Source organism: Psychrobacter sp. M13 (assembly GCF_030718935.1).
Taxonomy (GTDB): Bacteria; Pseudomonadota; Gammaproteobacteria; order Pseudomonadales; family Moraxellaceae; genus Psychrobacter; species Psychrobacter immobilis_G.
Window position 1 is genome coordinate 131317 of record NZ_CP132194.1, and the last position, 15760, is coordinate 147076.

Annotated in this window: 14 protein-coding genes and 1 riboswitch; of the genes, 9 read left to right on the forward strand and 5 right to left on the reverse strand. The window is 41.8% G+C overall.

The window, feature by feature from the left end; all coding sequences use genetic code 11:
• Nucleotides 1-162: 162 nt before the first annotated feature.
• A riboswitch (TPP riboswitch) is annotated at nucleotides 163-282 on the reverse strand.
• 211 nt (nucleotides 283-493) lie between these two features.
• Nucleotides 494-787, reverse strand: coding sequence for an oxidative damage protection protein (locus tag Q9G97_RS00590; RefSeq protein ID WP_201570925.1), 294 nt, complete (start codon nucleotides 785-787; stop codon nucleotides 494-496).
• A gap of 131 nt (nucleotides 788-918) precedes the next feature.
• Nucleotides 919-2292 (reverse strand): argininosuccinate lyase, encoded by a 1374-nt coding sequence (gene argH / locus Q9G97_RS00595; RefSeq protein WP_305900236.1) that lies wholly within the window; start codon nucleotides 2290-2292, stop codon nucleotides 919-921.
• 876 nt (nucleotides 2293-3168) lie between these two features.
• Here argH and Q9G97_RS00600 point away from each other — a divergent pair.
• From Q9G97_RS00600 to Q9G97_RS00620, 5 genes are all read left to right on the forward strand, one after another.
• Nucleotides 3169-3906, forward strand: a complete 738-nt coding sequence (locus tag Q9G97_RS00600; protein ID WP_305899309.1) for a LytTR family DNA-binding domain-containing protein — start codon at nucleotides 3169-3171, stop codon at nucleotides 3904-3906.
• Between the two features lie 191 nt (nucleotides 3907-4097).
• Entirely contained in the window at nucleotides 4098-5120 is a 1023-nt protein-coding gene (gene hemC, locus Q9G97_RS00605) for a hydroxymethylbilane synthase (protein ID WP_305899310.1), read from the forward strand.
• 126 nt (nucleotides 5121-5246) lie between these two features.
• A complete protein-coding gene (locus Q9G97_RS00610) occupies nucleotides 5247-6242 on the forward strand; it encodes a uroporphyrinogen-III synthase (protein ID WP_305899311.1) in 996 nt (331 codons plus the stop codon).
• 55 nt (nucleotides 6243-6297) lie between these two features.
• On the forward strand, nucleotides 6298-7278 hold the full coding sequence (locus tag Q9G97_RS00615; RefSeq protein ID WP_305899312.1) for a hypothetical protein: 981 nt from the start codon (nucleotides 6298-6300) through the stop codon (nucleotides 7276-7278).
• Between the two features lie 42 nt (nucleotides 7279-7320).
• A complete protein-coding gene (locus Q9G97_RS00620) occupies nucleotides 7321-7788 on the forward strand; it encodes a thioesterase family protein (protein ID WP_305899313.1) in 468 nt (155 codons plus the stop codon).
• A gap of 123 nt (nucleotides 7789-7911) precedes the next feature.
• On the opposite strand, the gene ribBA is transcribed toward Q9G97_RS00620, so the two are convergent.
• Together ribBA and Q9G97_RS00630 are read right to left on the reverse strand one after the other, a co-directional pair.
• Entirely contained in the window at nucleotides 7912-9018 is a 1107-nt protein-coding gene (gene ribBA, locus Q9G97_RS00625) for a bifunctional 3,4-dihydroxy-2-butanone-4-phosphate synthase/GTP cyclohydrolase II (RefSeq protein ID WP_305899314.1), read from the reverse strand.
• 325 nt (nucleotides 9019-9343) lie between these two features.
• Nucleotides 9344-10633, reverse strand: coding sequence for a replication-associated recombination protein A (locus tag Q9G97_RS00630; protein WP_305899315.1), 1290 nt, complete (start codon nucleotides 10631-10633; stop codon nucleotides 9344-9346).
• Nucleotides 10634-10801: 168 nt separating this feature from the next.
• Here Q9G97_RS00630 and Q9G97_RS00635 point away from each other — a divergent pair, with 168 nt between their 5' ends.
• Entirely contained in the window at nucleotides 10802-11311 is a 510-nt protein-coding gene (locus Q9G97_RS00635) for a type IV secretion protein Rhs (protein WP_305899316.1), read from the forward strand.
• A 279-nt stretch (nucleotides 11312-11590) separates the two neighbouring features.
• Nucleotides 11591-12487, forward strand: a complete 897-nt coding sequence (locus tag Q9G97_RS00640) for a hypothetical protein (protein WP_201570942.1) — start codon at nucleotides 11591-11593, stop codon at nucleotides 12485-12487.
• Nucleotides 12488-12621: 134 nt separating this feature from the next.
• Here the strand turns inward: Q9G97_RS00640 and gltA are convergent, their stop codons facing one another.
• Nucleotides 12622-13914, reverse strand: coding sequence for a citrate synthase (gene gltA / locus Q9G97_RS00645; RefSeq protein WP_305899317.1), 1293 nt, complete (start codon nucleotides 13912-13914; stop codon nucleotides 12622-12624).
• A gap of 1070 nt (nucleotides 13915-14984) precedes the next feature.
• Between gltA and sdhC the strand changes: the two genes are divergently transcribed.
• Nucleotides 14985-15374, forward strand: a complete 390-nt coding sequence (sdhC, locus tag Q9G97_RS00650) for a succinate dehydrogenase, cytochrome b556 subunit (protein WP_201570944.1) — start codon at nucleotides 14985-14987, stop codon at nucleotides 15372-15374.
• A 2-nt stretch (nucleotides 15375-15376) separates the two neighbouring features.
• The gene (sdhD, locus tag Q9G97_RS00655; protein WP_305900237.1) at nucleotides 15377-15760 is read left to right on the forward strand and encodes a succinate dehydrogenase, hydrophobic membrane anchor protein; all 384 of its coding nucleotides are present in this window, start codon (nucleotides 15377-15379) and stop codon (nucleotides 15758-15760) included.

The following is a 15760-nucleotide window of genomic DNA, read 5'->3' on the forward strand; positions in this document are numbered from 1 at the left end:
TGGATTAATAGAGTTTATCACTAAGCAAAATAGTCATAAATGCTATCAATCATACTTTGGACGCAACTTTTTATTAGACGTTATTGTTTAGCAAAACGTAAGCTGTACTAAATATACACCGATAATAAAAAGGCATTTCTGCATATCCTTTACTTCTAAATAACAAAGTGCTTAAGACTTCCCTGCGTCGGTACTAACCGCATCAGGTTCGGCGGGTGATCTCTCAGCGAATGTACGATGACTATTTAAATAGCCACCTACACCGCACCCCGAGTCTGTCAGTGTTGTAAATCGTCTTGATACTAACAAAATTTTGCCCTAAGCGCTAATGCTATTTATTTATATAGATAATGTCACTTTTTATACAATGTCATTTTTTGCTTTATGCAAAGTCATCATCGCTACAAATCTTTGTCATATTAGATCTAGTTAAAAAAGTCTGCTAAGCAACGTTGTAAAAGATGAGTTGTTAGACTATTTACTTAGTTTTAATTTACTTGCTTTCAGGCGTCCAACCCTGTGCGCGCTCGTAATCTTCGTTATCCAAAAATTTATCACGCTGATCGGTTAAGAACTTTTTAGCTTCAGGATCTAGCATGCTTAGATGGTTTTCATTGATCAGCATGGTTTGCTGCTCAAGCCATTCTTTCCAAGCTTTGTCCGAAACCGTTTCTTGTAGCTCTTGTCCTTTTTTATTTGGAAAAGGGGGATGCGCCATTTTTGGCAAGTCCTGCTGATACTTGCGACAAAATACGGTATTGGCTTGTGGGTTAAAGGTTTCAGTCATAGATAACTCCGTATTATTCAATGTTAAAAAACGAGTATTTGATAAGCTACTTTACCTGATTATCTTTATAAAAACACCCGCCTAATAGCGGGTGTGATTTACTATAAATTAATAAACTTGTATAAAACCATTTAAGCAAAAATCTCTAAACGAGTGCGCCCACGAGCAACCGCTTGCTTAACTTGATTAGGGGCGGTGCCACCTAAGTGATCACGGGCAGCCAGTGAACCTTCTAAAGTTAAATATTCAAACACATCATCGCCAATGGCGTCACTAAATTGTTGCAACTGCGCCAATGACAAGTCGCTCAAGTCGACGCCTTCTTTGATACCCAAAGCAACGGCATTGCCAACTACCTCATGAGCATCACGAAATGCCACACCATTACGGACCAAGTAATCCGCCAAATCGGTCGCCGTCGCATAGCCCTTCATCGTAGCAGCACGCATATTTTCTTTATTGGGCGTGATATTCGGCAGCATATCGGCAAAAGCTAGTAGCGAGCCTGTTAGCGTATCAACACAATCAAATAGTGGCTCTTTGTCTTCTTGATTGTCTTTATTATAAGCGAGTGGCTGGCTTTTCATTAAGCTTAGGAGCGTCATTAGCTGCCCAAATACTCGAGCCGCTTTGCCGCGTACCAGCTCTGGCACATCAGGGTTTTTCTTTTGCGGCATGATTGATGAGCCGGTACAGAAGCGATCTGGTATCTGTACAAAGTTAAATTGCGCTGACATCCATAGGATAATCTCTTCGCTCATGCGTGACAGATGCATCATTAGAATGGAAGCCGCGGAGGTAAATTCAATCGCAAAATCACGATCTGATACTGCGTCTAAAGAATTTTGGCAGATACCTTCAAAACCTAACAATTCAGCAGTAATAGTACGGTCGATCGGAAAAGTCGTCCCTGCAAGAGCGGCGCTACCAAGTGGTAACTGATTGATACGACGACGGGCGTCAACTAGGCGCTCAGTATCACGATAGAGCATCTCAAACCATGCCATCACATGATGACCAAAGCTGACAGGCTGCGCGGTCTGCAAATGGGTAAAGCCTGGCATAATCGTATCCGTATGCTGCTCAGCGAGATTGAGCAAGCCGCTCTGCAAACGAACCAATAGGGCTATAATATTATCGACTTCTTCCCGTAACCAAAGACGAATGTCAGTAGCCACTTGATCGTTACGACTACGACCTGTGTGTAGTTTTTTACCGACGGCACCGATGATATCGGTTAAGCGCGATTCGACGTTCATGTGCACATCTTCAAGCGCGATTGACCAGTCAAACTCGCCCAGCTCAATTTCGCTCAGTACTTGCTCTAGACCATCAATAATAGTCGCCACTTCGCTTTTGGTGAGAATGTCGCATTCACCAAGCATCGTAGCGTGGGCAATAGAGCCTTCGATATCGTGGCGAGCAAAGCGTTGATCAAAACCAACGGAGGCAGTAAAAGCGGCAACGAAGCTATCGGTAGCCTCGCTAAAGCGCCCACCCCACATTTGCTGTCCTTGACGGCTTTGCTCAACCGTGTTGGTGTTAGAAGCATCTGTGCTAGAATCGGATGCAAGTAAGCTGTTATTTTGCTCAAAATTTATGGAGCTACTAGGGTTTGAAGAGTTGGCGTTCATATCGGTACAAGACAAGTCAGAAGAATAAGGAGTTAAGTATAGCAAATGATGAGGTGGCCTTACTAGTTGAGCGTCTAGAGTTTTTTATTCCAAAACTTATGAAAGTGATGAGCGTTTGGCAATGGCTGCTGTATATCTGCTTTTGGTCGCTGTTCATCACCGTGATGAGCCGCCATGAATTGGCAACTTAGACAGATTTTATTATTTTTTATCTTAGCCATACTGTACAAAATATAATTGCTATACTACCAGCGCTCTTTATTATCGATTATATGGACTTCAACACTCAAACTGAACGCCTAAGAGCTTATTTTGGCGAAAATTCTTTTATAAAAAGTGAAGTAACCAGTCGGCAAGTCGTTACTGTCATTGATTATCCTTTGCAAGATGTTGGAATTTAAGGTTTTATTTTATCAAAAGTGATTACATTCATCTTTTTTGGTATATATCTTGCAGTATTACTCATATCAAACGATGTTTATGCAGAACGTTTAGACTATAAATCATTAGAATATTTTTATAGTGATTATAGGTATAGTTAATAGCTTTAAGTATTTGTCTGTATTTATTTGAAGCTACAAGATAAGTGTTATTGTTGTCATTACTGTTTACTAGGCGTCTATATGTTATAAATAATTATATAAATATGGATATAACGTGAACAAGAATTTGAAATAGTTTTCACCAATGTGTTTATAGTATAATTTTTTAGTTTTTAGTAGAGTGGGTAGCTATCGGGGAGTGTAAATGAGGATTGTAGTTTGTGACGATGAGCCTTTGGCTCGTGAACGTTTGGTCAGAATCGTACAAGATTCAGGGCACCACGTGATTGCACAAGCAAAAACAGGTGCAGAAGCGATCATGGCTGTAAAAGAGCAGCAACCTGATGTCATCTTATTAGATATCCGTATGCCTGAGATGGATGGTGTGCGGTGCGCTCAGATATTGAATGAGCTGCAACATCCGCCAGCTATTATATTTGTGACTGCTTATGATCATTATGCTATCGCCGCTTTTAAATCTCATGCTATCGGTTATTTATTAAAACCTGCTAATAGGGATGAGCTGCTAGAAGCGCTCCGTAACGCCAAAAATCTAAATGCCGCACAGCTCAATGAGATGCGTAAGCTTGAAGACCCTACGGCACGTCCTATTCGTGAGCATATCGCCGCGCGCACTCATCGAGGCGTTGAGCTCATTAAGCTACAAGATATCTATTATTTTACGGCGGATCAAAAGTATGTCAAAGTTCGACATAAAGACGGTATTGTGCTTATAGATGACACCTTAAAAGAGCTTGAGCAAGAGTTTGGCGAGCGACTGTTTCGCGTTCATCGCAATGCTATTATCAATTTGAGCTTTTTAGATTATCTAGAAACAATCGATACAGGACAGTATCAAGTCCGCTTTAAAGGCATTGAGGAGAATCTAGCGGTAAGTCGTCGCCACCTGCCAGCGTTAAGAGAGAAAATCCAAAGTATGTAGTTTAGAGCATATGCTTTATCAAGCGATTGCCATAGTCATTCATATCATCCAGCCCTTATTTATGGTTAAATAGGGGTGTTTTTTTGCGTCCTTGTTTGTCTTTACATGGCCAAACTTGATAACTATTTGCTTGTTGTTTTATCACTAGTCTACTTTTATGATAAATAGCATTTATTCTACTGAGGTCTATAATGAGTACCAATTCACCATTAGCGCTAACTACCCTAAATATTGCTACCCGTCAAAGCCCATTGGCTCTATGGCAAGCTGAGTATATTCGTGACCGATTATTGGCACTTTATCCCGAACTGACTATCAACTTACTAAAAATTGTCACTAAGGGTGACAAAATTTTGGATACCCCCTTGGCAAAAATTGGCGGTAAAGGATTATTTGTCAAAGAGCTTGAGCAAGCGCTGTTTTCAAGAGAGGCAGATATCGCCGTGCATTCGCTAAAAGATGTACCGATGCAGCTGCCTGAGGGTCTCATGCTAGGCGTATACTGCAAACGTGCTTCCCCAACGGATGCTTTTGTCTCTAACACTTATTCTACTATCGATGAGTTGCCACAAGGTGCAGTGGTCGGTACGGCAAGCCTACGTCGTCAATGCCAGATAAAAGCGTATCGCCCTGATCTGCAGATCAAAACCTTACGTGGTAATGTAGGTACGCGTTTAGGCAAGCTTGACGCTGGCGAATACGATGCTATCATTTTGGCGACTAGTGGCTTGCAGCGCATAGAGCTGGACGCGCGTATTCGTAGTGAATTGGATATTGATACTTGCCTGCCAGCGGTTGGTCAAGGGGCGCTTGCGATAGAGTGCCGCACTGATGACGCGCAGATTTTACAATTATTAGCGCCTTTAAATGATGACAAAGCACGCATTCGTCTGATTGCTGAACGTGCTTTGAATCGACACCTGCAAGGGGGCTGCCAAGTTCCTATCGCCGCTTTCGCAGTGCTCCAAGATGACAGTAATGCTAACAATGACGCCCATGGTAATAATGATAGTGGCGATAGCTTGTGGCTACGTGGACGAGTGGGCACTGAGGACGGTAGTCAACTGTTAAAGTTTGAAAAACGCATTACCTTATCAGGCAGTCAAAGTGATAAAGAGGCGCAGGCCAATCAGTTGGGCATCGATGTCGCGACGCTATTATTAGACAATGGTGCTGGCACTATTCTAGCAGCGATTTATCAATCTGATGAATAGAGCCTAATCTTGATGACTTGTGCAGCGTTTTGAGTGGTGGTACTTTTATAAATAATATCTGTATGAAGTGGTGATACTTTTATAAATAGTATCTATATAAATAGTATTTATATAAACAATATCTTTATGAATAATTTATTGACGTCAGATTTATTTAAGCCAACGGTTATTAACACTCGACCAGTAGAGCGCGCTGCTCCTTTGACTGAGTATTTGCAAGAAGCTGGTTTTGATGTGGTTAGCATACCGATGCTAGCTCTGCAATCAAGAGCTATCACAGAAGATGATATCACTATTATGCGAGCTTGGCTGGCAGGTGATTATAAAGCGTTAGTTATGGTTAGCCCTACGGCGGCCGCCTCAGGATTAGCTTTGTGGCAAACACTGGCACGACAAGCAAATGAACAAGGTGATAATCAGTCAAATCATAACAATACTTCGACTATAGCTAAAGATGCTGAGAGCGATTTAGAACTCAGCTTATCACCAAGTTCGCTCATGGCGCCTAGTCATCTCATTGCGGTAGGGTCGGCGACGGCACAAGTACTTCAGCAAGCGCAGCTATCGACTGCTAGCTATGAAGTGCTCCAGCCTACTGTTGCTAACAATGAAGGTATGCTTGCTATGCCAGAAGTTGAACAATTACAAGCGGGCGACAAGCTACTCGTTTGGAGAGGTTTGGGCGGACGACGCTTTCTGGTCGATAATTTGCAAGCGCGAGGGGTACATATCGATAGTATCGCTTGGTACGAGCGCGTGTTGCCAGATAATGCATTGAGCAATTATCAGCGCTGGGCACAAGACTTTTATAGACTGTCTAAGATGCAAGATGAGTCGTTAGATAAACGATCGAAACCTATTGTGATCATCAGTAGTGGTAGCGCTTTTGAGAATTGGCAAAGCATTGTTAAACAAGCCATATTTGTTCAACAAAATAATGATGTTGCCGTCACTGAGACTGTCTTTGAGAGCAGGGCTATTCCTTCACTGAAAGATTATAGTTATGTGGTATTAGGGGTGCGCCTAGCGGATATGCTAGCTGAGCTACAGCTTGATTATCTACGGGTAGAGGATCTATCACCGATTACTATTGCTAGCATCATTAAAGACAACATGCTGTAAATATAGGTTTTACCATCATTTCAGCTGATTTAGCTTTATTATTAATAGGTCTACTATGTCAACCGAACCTGAACCTTCCAAAACACCAACGGCTATACAGCAACGTAAACAGGCTAATCAGTTATTATTGCGTTTGCAGTGGCTGCTTATTTTAATATTAATAATAGCTTTAGCGTGGTTGTACATCAGTCAGCAACGGTTTCAGAACCAAGTGAATGAGCGCTTTCAAAGTAATGAGCAGATAGTGACTCGCCTAAATGATATTGATGATCGCCTATTTGCGAATACTCAACCAGTGCTACCAAAATCTGAAAGAGCGGTTGGTAGTCAAGCGCAAAATCAGCTCGATTTACTGCGTATTCAGGTTCAAGCGACAGATAGCTTACTGGCTAATAACAACATCAAAGCCGCTGTTAAATTGTTAAGCGGGTTACAATGGCAGCTATCACAAAATAGTAATGAGATTGCGCCTGCGTTGACTGTAGTGATCCAAAAATCTCTGCAAGAAGATATCGAACACTTGCAAGCGCTAAGTGCTCAGCCTAGTCCTTGGCAGCTACAAAATCTTGCTATTCAAGATATTCAGGAATTTTTGCATAGCCATGAGCGTGTAAGTTCAAAAATTATAGCTGACAATAATAAAGCTCAAAGCAATAAAACACTTAGTCAAAATACTTTGTTGACTCGGCAGCAGTTGACTATTCATGAAGTCATTATGACGCTGAACTTAGCGATTCAAGCCAGCAATATGCGCGAGCAAGATCAGCTCATAAGCTATCTGAATCAGGCACGTACTCAACTACAAACGCTGACTACCATAAAGCCTAAAGCCAAAGATACTAGCAAAAAACCCAACCAAGCGGATCGCTTAGAGACAGATGGTTTAGCTACAAATCGCTTGGAAAATATGCCTGCGCCAAACAATATTACAGAGGTTATAGTGTGGCTAGATCAGCTATTAGCTAATACACCGACGCCTATACCTTTAGTGACCGCTCAGGTATTAGAACAGCCTAACAATCAAATTAACCCGTGATATAGGTAATGTATGACTGAGTACCTTATAACTGAGCATTTTATGAGCAATACCTTTGATAAAGATCAAGTGATACCTGATGAGCTGGCAAGCTATGCTGTAATCCATCGCCAGTCTATACAATGGGGAGAGATGGATGCATTTAATCATTTGAATAACGTAGTCTACTATCGTTATGCAGAGTCTGCGCGTATCGCCTATTTGCAAGCATTAGGGATGTTTGATGGCAGTATGGTGACAATGTTGGCGCACTCAAACTGTCAGTATTTGCGCCCTGTTACTTATCCCGATACGTTATTGATAGGTGTGCGCTGTCAGCGCTTAGGCAACACTAGCATTGTCATAGAATATACCTACTATAGCGGTGAGCAACAAGCAATCGTTGCTAATGCTGAAGCGGTCATCGTGCGTATGGATAGCTCAGGAACCAAAAAACTTCCTTGGATAGAAGCAGAGCGTGAGAGGCTACTCACATTAGAGCAAAAATTTGGGCATATACCAGAAGTGTAGAGCCAATAAAATAAGCCTTAGACCTAATATAAGTATCCACATATGAGTATTTATAAAAAAACACGCTAACTTTTATTAGCGTGTTTTTTAGTTTTGTCTCAATCTAAAGTTGAATAGCTAGTCCTACTTAGGCGCATTCACAAAGTCGACTACATTGAGATCAAACCCTGATAACGCATAGAATTTCATAGGTGAAGAGAGCAAACGCATATCACGTACTCCTAAATGACGCAAAATCTGCGCACCCACACCGACGCTACGATACGGCTGTTGAGTGAGTGTTGATTGTGATTCATTATCTGCGGCTTTATTTAGCGCATCTCCTAAATCAACCGGTTGGTTACTACCAATCCAAACCAATACACCACGATCTGAGGCGCTAATTTCTTTTAATGCCGCTTGTACGCTCCAGCCACTACGGCCAGTCATGTCATTTTTGGCCGCAAACAAATCACGTAATGGATGGAAGCCATGAACACGTACCGTACTGACGCCTTCGCTGACATCGCCTTTGACTAACGCTAAATGAGTCTCATCAGCACCAAACTCGCGGAAGCGATGCAGGGTGAACGTACCATGTTCAGTTTCAAAAGGATGCGATTCTACTTCTTCTACGGTTTGCTCATTGGCAATACGATAGTTGATAAGATCAGCAATCGTACCTATTTTTAGATCATGCTCTTTGGCAAATATTTCTAGATCATCGCGGCGTGCCATCGTACCATCAGCGTTGATGATTTCGACTAGCACAGATGCTGGCTCAAGACCTGCTAAGCGTGACAAGTCACAACCGGCTTCTGTATGACCCGCACGATGCAATACGCCACCATCTTGTGCGATGATAGGGAAAATATGCCCAGGCTGTACAATATCTTCAGCTTTAGCAGTAGCAGAAACCGCTGCTTGAATCGTACGAGCGCGATCGGCAGCAGAAATACCAGTCGTGACACCTTCAGCTGCTTCAATGGATACGGTAAAGTTGGTGCTGAATTTCGCTTCGTTACGTTCAGACATTAGTGGCAAAGACAGCTGATGCGCACGAGCTTGCGAGATGGTTAGACAGACTAAGCCACGTGCGTGGGTGATCATGAAGTTAATATCTTCAGGGCGCACATGGGTCGCTGCCATGATGATATCACCTTCGTTTTCACGGTCTTCATCATCCATCAAGACGACCATCTTTCCAGCACGAATGTCTTCGATAATCTCAGGAATCGTATTTAAACTCATAGTAAATCTCAATATTTTATTATTTGTAGATAGGTGTGATTTGGAATATAAAGTATTACTCACTATTGTAGCAGCAGATAATACAAAGCGCTGTTACGGTCAAGCAAAGCGAGCCATTAGTAATGTCATTCAATAAAAAATGACTCACTCAATGGCTTATATATCATTATGAGGGCATTTTAACGCTTTTCATCGCAACGTGCTGCGTCATCTTCCCACTATATCGTTCAGTATGTCAAAGATAGTCATCAGTATTATCAATGACTGCTATTATTTATGCAGTAAAGCGCATGTCACATAATGAGCTGAACCCTGTTATGCGTGATTAGTCGTTACTTGCTGCTTGGTTTTTCAGCCAATCCATAAACTGCTTGCTGTGTTGTTCGCGCTGATTGTCTGCAAACTCATAAAAGCGTGTGCCGATTAAGTTGTCTGGTAAATAAGACTGCGGATAATAATGGTTGGGATAATCGTGAGGATAGACATAATCCTGACCATAGCCTTGACTACGCATCAGTTTGGTCACGCCATTACGCAGGTGTAGCGGTACTGGCGAGGCATCTTTTTCTGCCAACGCCATCGCCGCATTAATCGCTTTATACGTGCTATTGCTTTTGGCACTGGTCGCCAGATAAACCACCACTTGCCCTAAAATTAGACGTGCCTCAGGCATACCAATGGATTGCACACTACGTAGTGCTGCATCCGCAAGGAGTAGGGCGTTGGGGTTGGCATTACCGATATCTTCACTGGCTAGGATGACCAAGCGCCGCGCAATAAAGTCAGCAGGCTCACCACCCACTAGCATCCGAGCCATCCAGTATAAGGCCGCATCGGGGTCTGAGCCACGGACAGATTTAATCATGGCTGAGATGATGTCGTAATGCTGCTCACCATCTTTGTCGTAACGTACCAGGGCTGTCTGTGCTACCCGACCGACCAGTGCATCATCAATAATGATCGGAGACTGCTTAGCATCAGCCGTCTGAACCGCTAGCTCTAATAAGTTCAGCGCCTTTCTCGCATCGCCATGTGCCAGTTGGGTGATAAACTCTGTCGCCTGCAAGTCTATTTTAAGCGTCTTTAATATCTTATCCGTCGCAATAGCACGCTCTAAAACCAACGCAATTTGCCCAGCATTTAACGGCTCTAATCGATACACTTGGCAGCGGGATAACAAAGCATTATTGACGCTAAATGAGGGGTTTTCAGTAGTGGCACCGATTAGCGTAATATCACCTGCCTCAACCGCGCCGAGCAAAGCATCTTGCTGCGCCTTATTGAACCTGTGAATTTCATCAATAAAGACAACGGGCGACTCAAAGCTCAGTGAATCTTTAGTATCCAATACTTCGCGTAATTGTTTGACGCCAGTATTTAATGCTGACAAAGCATGAAAGGGCCGACCGACAGCCTCTGCTAAGAGCATAGCTATCGTCGTCTTGCCAATACCTGCTTCACCATGCAAAATAATCGATGGCAAATGATGGCGCTCAACTAAGCGTTGCAGGGGAGCACCTGTCGATAGGAGATGCTCCTGCCCGATAATGGCTTGTAGCGTCATCGGTCGCATACGCTGAGCCAGTGGCGTATCAGCATGAAAAGATGCAGACATAAAACTCTCAATACTTAATTAGTTCAGTATGATTAATTGGGTATGGTACATTTAGTATTTAATAGATATTAGGGCACATTGAATATTCACAAGTCGCAAGGCTCTAGGCTCAATTTGCAGAGCTTTATCTGATTTCACTCTAGCTGATTTAACAAAAGGAGGATCATCATGATGCCACGTTTTTCTCTTACCTCAGTATTTAAGCAGCAATGGCAGGCGCTTGTTGCAAAACCGCACTCTCGCCCCTTAACCATTGGTGAAATCGATTTGGCGTACTCAGTATTTGGTGATAGCTTAGATACTAGTGAGATACAGCTTAAAACAGCGTGGTGGGTGCTCAAAAATTATGCCGTTAGCCCCAATGGTCACATTTATTTTCATCCAGCAGACTGGATTAATGACTTTATGGATACTGGCATTGGTAAGCAAAGCTGGCTGATTCATGAGTTGACCCATGTTTGGCAATTACAACGCGGCCTTAAAGTCGTGCGCGGCGCATTGATTAGCCGTCGCTATAGCTATGTGCTGCAAGCTGGCAAGCCGTTTTTTAATTATGGTATTGAGCAGCAGGCGCGGATGGTACAAGACTATTTTATACACCGTCATTTAGGTCAAGATTGCCAAGCTTTTGAGGCCTGTATACCTTTTTTACAAACCAAACCCGTTGACTTAGTTTAATAATAAAACTGCCTATTTGAAAATTGGTCTAATTATCTCGAAGAAGCGTATTTATCATTTTAAACAAACTTATAAGTTCAAACAAAACAATAAAAAAAAGCTATACTAACTTTTATTTCAAAAACTTTAAATTCTGTGTGCGTTTAAATTTGTGTTTGATATGATTACTTATCATGAATGGCTGTTTGCGACAAGATGTAGGCACACGCCATTAGTTACCCTAAGTTTTTGCTAACTTAGGTGTTTTGCTAACTTAAGCATTAGAGTAGGAGTGACTCTGTGATAGTTAAAGCGACAAGATTACCAATAGCCATGCTGACTAGTACTTTATTGAAAGCAGCGTTATTAACAGGAGCGTTATTATTGTCAGCTTGTCAGCAGCAATCTGCCCCAGAAGTAGATCAGGACAGTCAAGTCAGTGAACCGCTAGATATCGAAGAAACCAAAAAGGCGGTGCAAAGTGATTCTGCTAAGGCTCGTATTGAGCAGTTTGAGCCTTTGTATGTTGTTGAGATGCAGCGGCTTCAGCAGCGTCTGCAGACAGAATATGAAGCTTTTGAATCGGCTGATGTCGCAGATAGTGAGGACAGTCTATTGACCACACCAACGACTTTGGACAGTGCCCTTGCCACCACGCTTCCTAATAGCCAGTCTGCTATCGATGAGCCTGCGATACCATTAGCACCGGATGCTGATATTACAGAAGACGATATAGAAGCCGACACAGCTATCAATACAAGTACGGAGGTGGGCGAGCGCGATGTAGAAGTGCTCAAGCGTATGAGTATAGAGCCGCAAAAGCCTAAGGTATTAACTCAGCAGCAGACAATTAAGCGCTATCAGCAAGCAATGAAGGCGTTGTATCAGCCAGTCAGCTCAGAGCTAAGCGCGGAGAATATAGATACTTTGATCAATATCAGCACTTTGATACCAGAGTTATTTGAGCACGAAGAGATTGCTAAGCGTGTGAATATAAAGAGCCCAGCACTAGCGCGACTAATAGTGCGCTATCAAGTCGCACAACAGATAGAAGCGCAGCAGCTATTAGATATGCAGCAAATGAGGGAGACTCAGCAGCAAGAGTTCGAAGGTCTAATGACAAAGTTTAATGAAACGATTGCAGGCTATGACGAGCAAATTGCTAAATATGAGCAAACGCTAAAAGAGTTTCAGTAATAAAATCCAACCCGCGCTAGCGATATGCAATAATTTACCTAACCTAAAGTTAATAATTGCTATTCATAAGACAATAAAAATCCCGCACATGGCGGGATTTTCATTGTCTTCAATTAAGGTCATTTAAAAGGTTATTACTTGCGATCTTCGACTTTTACAAAATCGCGCTTCGTCTCACCTGTATATAACTGACGCGGACGACCGATCTTAAACGGTGCACTGTGCATCTCAAGCCAATGACTGATCCAGCCAGAAGTACGCGCTAGCGAGAAGATAACCGTAAACATTGACGTTGGAATACCGATGGCTTTTAGAATAATGCCAGAGTAGAAATCAACGTTTGGATATAGATTGCGTTCAATGAAGAACGGATCTTCAAGCGCGATACGCTCAAGCTCCATGGCCAGTTCAAGTTTAGGATCATTGATACCTAAAGCTTCTAACACTTCGTCAGAAGCTTCTTTTAGCACTTGCGCACGTGGATCAAAGTTTTTGTAAACACGGTGGCCAAAGCCCATCAGCTTCACTTCACGGCTCTTCACTTTTTCCATAAATGCAGGAACGTTCTCAACGGTGCCGATCTCATCTAACATGTCAAGCACCGCTTCATTAGCGCCGCCATGTGATGGACCCCAAAGTGCCGCAATACCAGCTGCGATACAAGCATACGGGTTTGCACCAGTAGAGCCAGCTAAACGTACGGTAGAGGTTGAGGCATTTTGCTCATGATCAGCGTGCAATGTAAAGATTTTGTCCATTGCGCGAGTGATGACATCGTTTGTTTTATAGTCTACATCGGCAGGAGTAGCAAACATCATGTACAAGAAGTTTTCAGCATAGCTAAAGTCATTACGTGGATACATGAACGGTTCGCCTTGCGAGTATTTATAACTCATCGCAGCAAGCGTTGGCATTTTGGCAATCAAACGAATAGCAGTGATTTCACGATGATCTTCATTGCTGATGTCTAGATCTTCATGATAGAACGCGGATAAAGCACCAACCACACCAACCATAATAGCCATTGGATGGGCGTCACGGCGGAAGCCTTCAAAGAATTTACGCAGCTGATCATGAACACCTGTATGCTTACGGATTTTTTCAAAGAAGTCTGCTTTTTGCTCAGCGTTCGGTAAATCGCCATGAATCAATGCATAAGCCACTTCTAAATATTCAGCATTGTTTGCCAATTGATCGATAGGGTAGCCGCGATGTAGTAGCTCACCTTTACCGCCGTCGATAAAAGTAATTTTTGATTCGACAGGAGCTGTGAACATAAAGCCTGGGTCATAAGACCAAAAGTTTGCCTCTTGCAAAGCAGAAATGCTCAAAACTGGACGCCCTAAAGTCCCTCTTATAATAGGGAGCTGGTATTCCTTACCGTCTACACTCAGTGTGGCACTGTTATTAGCTTTATTATCAGCCATAGTTCTCTCCATTGGTTTTAAATTGTTAAAGTTAAAGACTATCAACGTTTATTTATCACATTACTTCACATCATTGCTCATTAAACAAATAAATTTAGCTAATCAGGCTATATTAGCAGTAAAGAGAGGCAATTTGAAAAGAGTTTTCTTAGTAAACCGTCCCATTCACGGGGTTCAATGGGCTTTATAACGACTAATTTTTGTATCAAAATATGTCTAATAAGTAAATTTAACGGTTTTGTATTGCTGGCTATTTGCTGAATAGTTATCATTACCTTAATAAAATAGCATGATTTTCAGTAGAAACTTTGCAGCTCATTTAACTATTAGTGTAGTCAACATAGACGGTATCTAGGTAACAGTAAAATATAGCGTATCTTTTGAGTAACAATCTATAGCAAACGTATAGACAAGGGCAAGCTGAAATATCGCAAAATTTTGACTATTGATGGTTATAGAAGCTATAACCGCTATTCACGCGATAAATTTGTATTTAAAAGCTAAGCATTTTATAATTGACATAATTTGGCTGCTGTTAATTTTATGCAAATTAACTTTATCTATTTTAACCACATCGTTTATTTTAGCTAATTGATAATTAGGTAGATTAGTCTATATTTTGTTACTATTGATAGGTTAGTCTACTGTTTTCGCAACGATTTACTTGTTGTATGTTAGCTGTATTCATATGGTATTACAGTGATGAGCTTTTAGCGATACTTAATAAAGATGACCAAAAAGTTATCTTTTTTGCGTTGAAGCATGCCATTATATCAAGCCATGATTAAAGCTAATGAGATATTTTGACAAACGTTTTTAGTTTGGTGGGTAATTGTCAAATCGTTGGCTTTAGAATTTTTTGATAAACATTGTTCTTATGAATATAGTATTTGGCTAAGAATTAGTTAAATAAAAATTAGAGAGTTATTATAGATTAATGATAGTGTTCGTTTACATAAAATTAGTAAAGTCAGCTAGCTCTTCCTTATTTATTCGTTCTATGTGGTGTTAAGTGTGTTTGCTTGACGATTAGCAAACCATAAGCAACTACTGGATATAACTGCAAAAGGATGCCCGCTTTGAAAAGCAACCGACCTATAGATCTTCCTTTGAGCCAAGTGATTAGCGTTAATGCAAAATCACCCATTGCGATTGCATCAATTCTGCATCGCGTTTCTGGCATTATTCTATTTTTACTCATTCCTGTCATGCTTTGGCTTCTGCAAACTTCACTGGCATCGCCTGTGAGTTTTGAGACGGTATTTGACAATATTCTTGTGCGTTTTGTAGCTTGGGTCTTTGTAGCTGCCATTGCTTATCATTTTGTGATGGGTATGAAGCATTTATTTGCGGATATGGGTATGAATGAAGAACTAAAATCTGGCCGCACCGCTGCTGTTGTCAGCTTTGTTATCGCTGCGATCTTGATTGCCGCGTCATTTGTATGGGTGATGTTCTAATGATTAAAAATGATTCAGGAGTTAAAAGTGCCACGGGTTTAACAGGCTCAGGAACACGTGATTGGATCGTGCAACGCTTTGGCGCTATGGTACTGGCTTTGTATAGTATCACTTTGCTAGTCTTCTTTTTGACCCATGGTAACGTGACCTTTGTGGAGTGGTCAGCATTTATGACCAGTTTACCAATGCGCCTGTTTAGTTTAGTCGCTATTGTCGCACTGGCAGGTCATGCTTGGGTTGGTTTGTGGACTGTCCTTACTGATTATGTTAAGTCAGGCAGTATGCGTTTAATACTCCAAGCTTTGATGGTCGCTGCTATTTTAGTTTATGTGTTTTGGGGTATTATGATTTTTTGGGGTACAGGTTTTGGCGTTATTGCTGTTTAA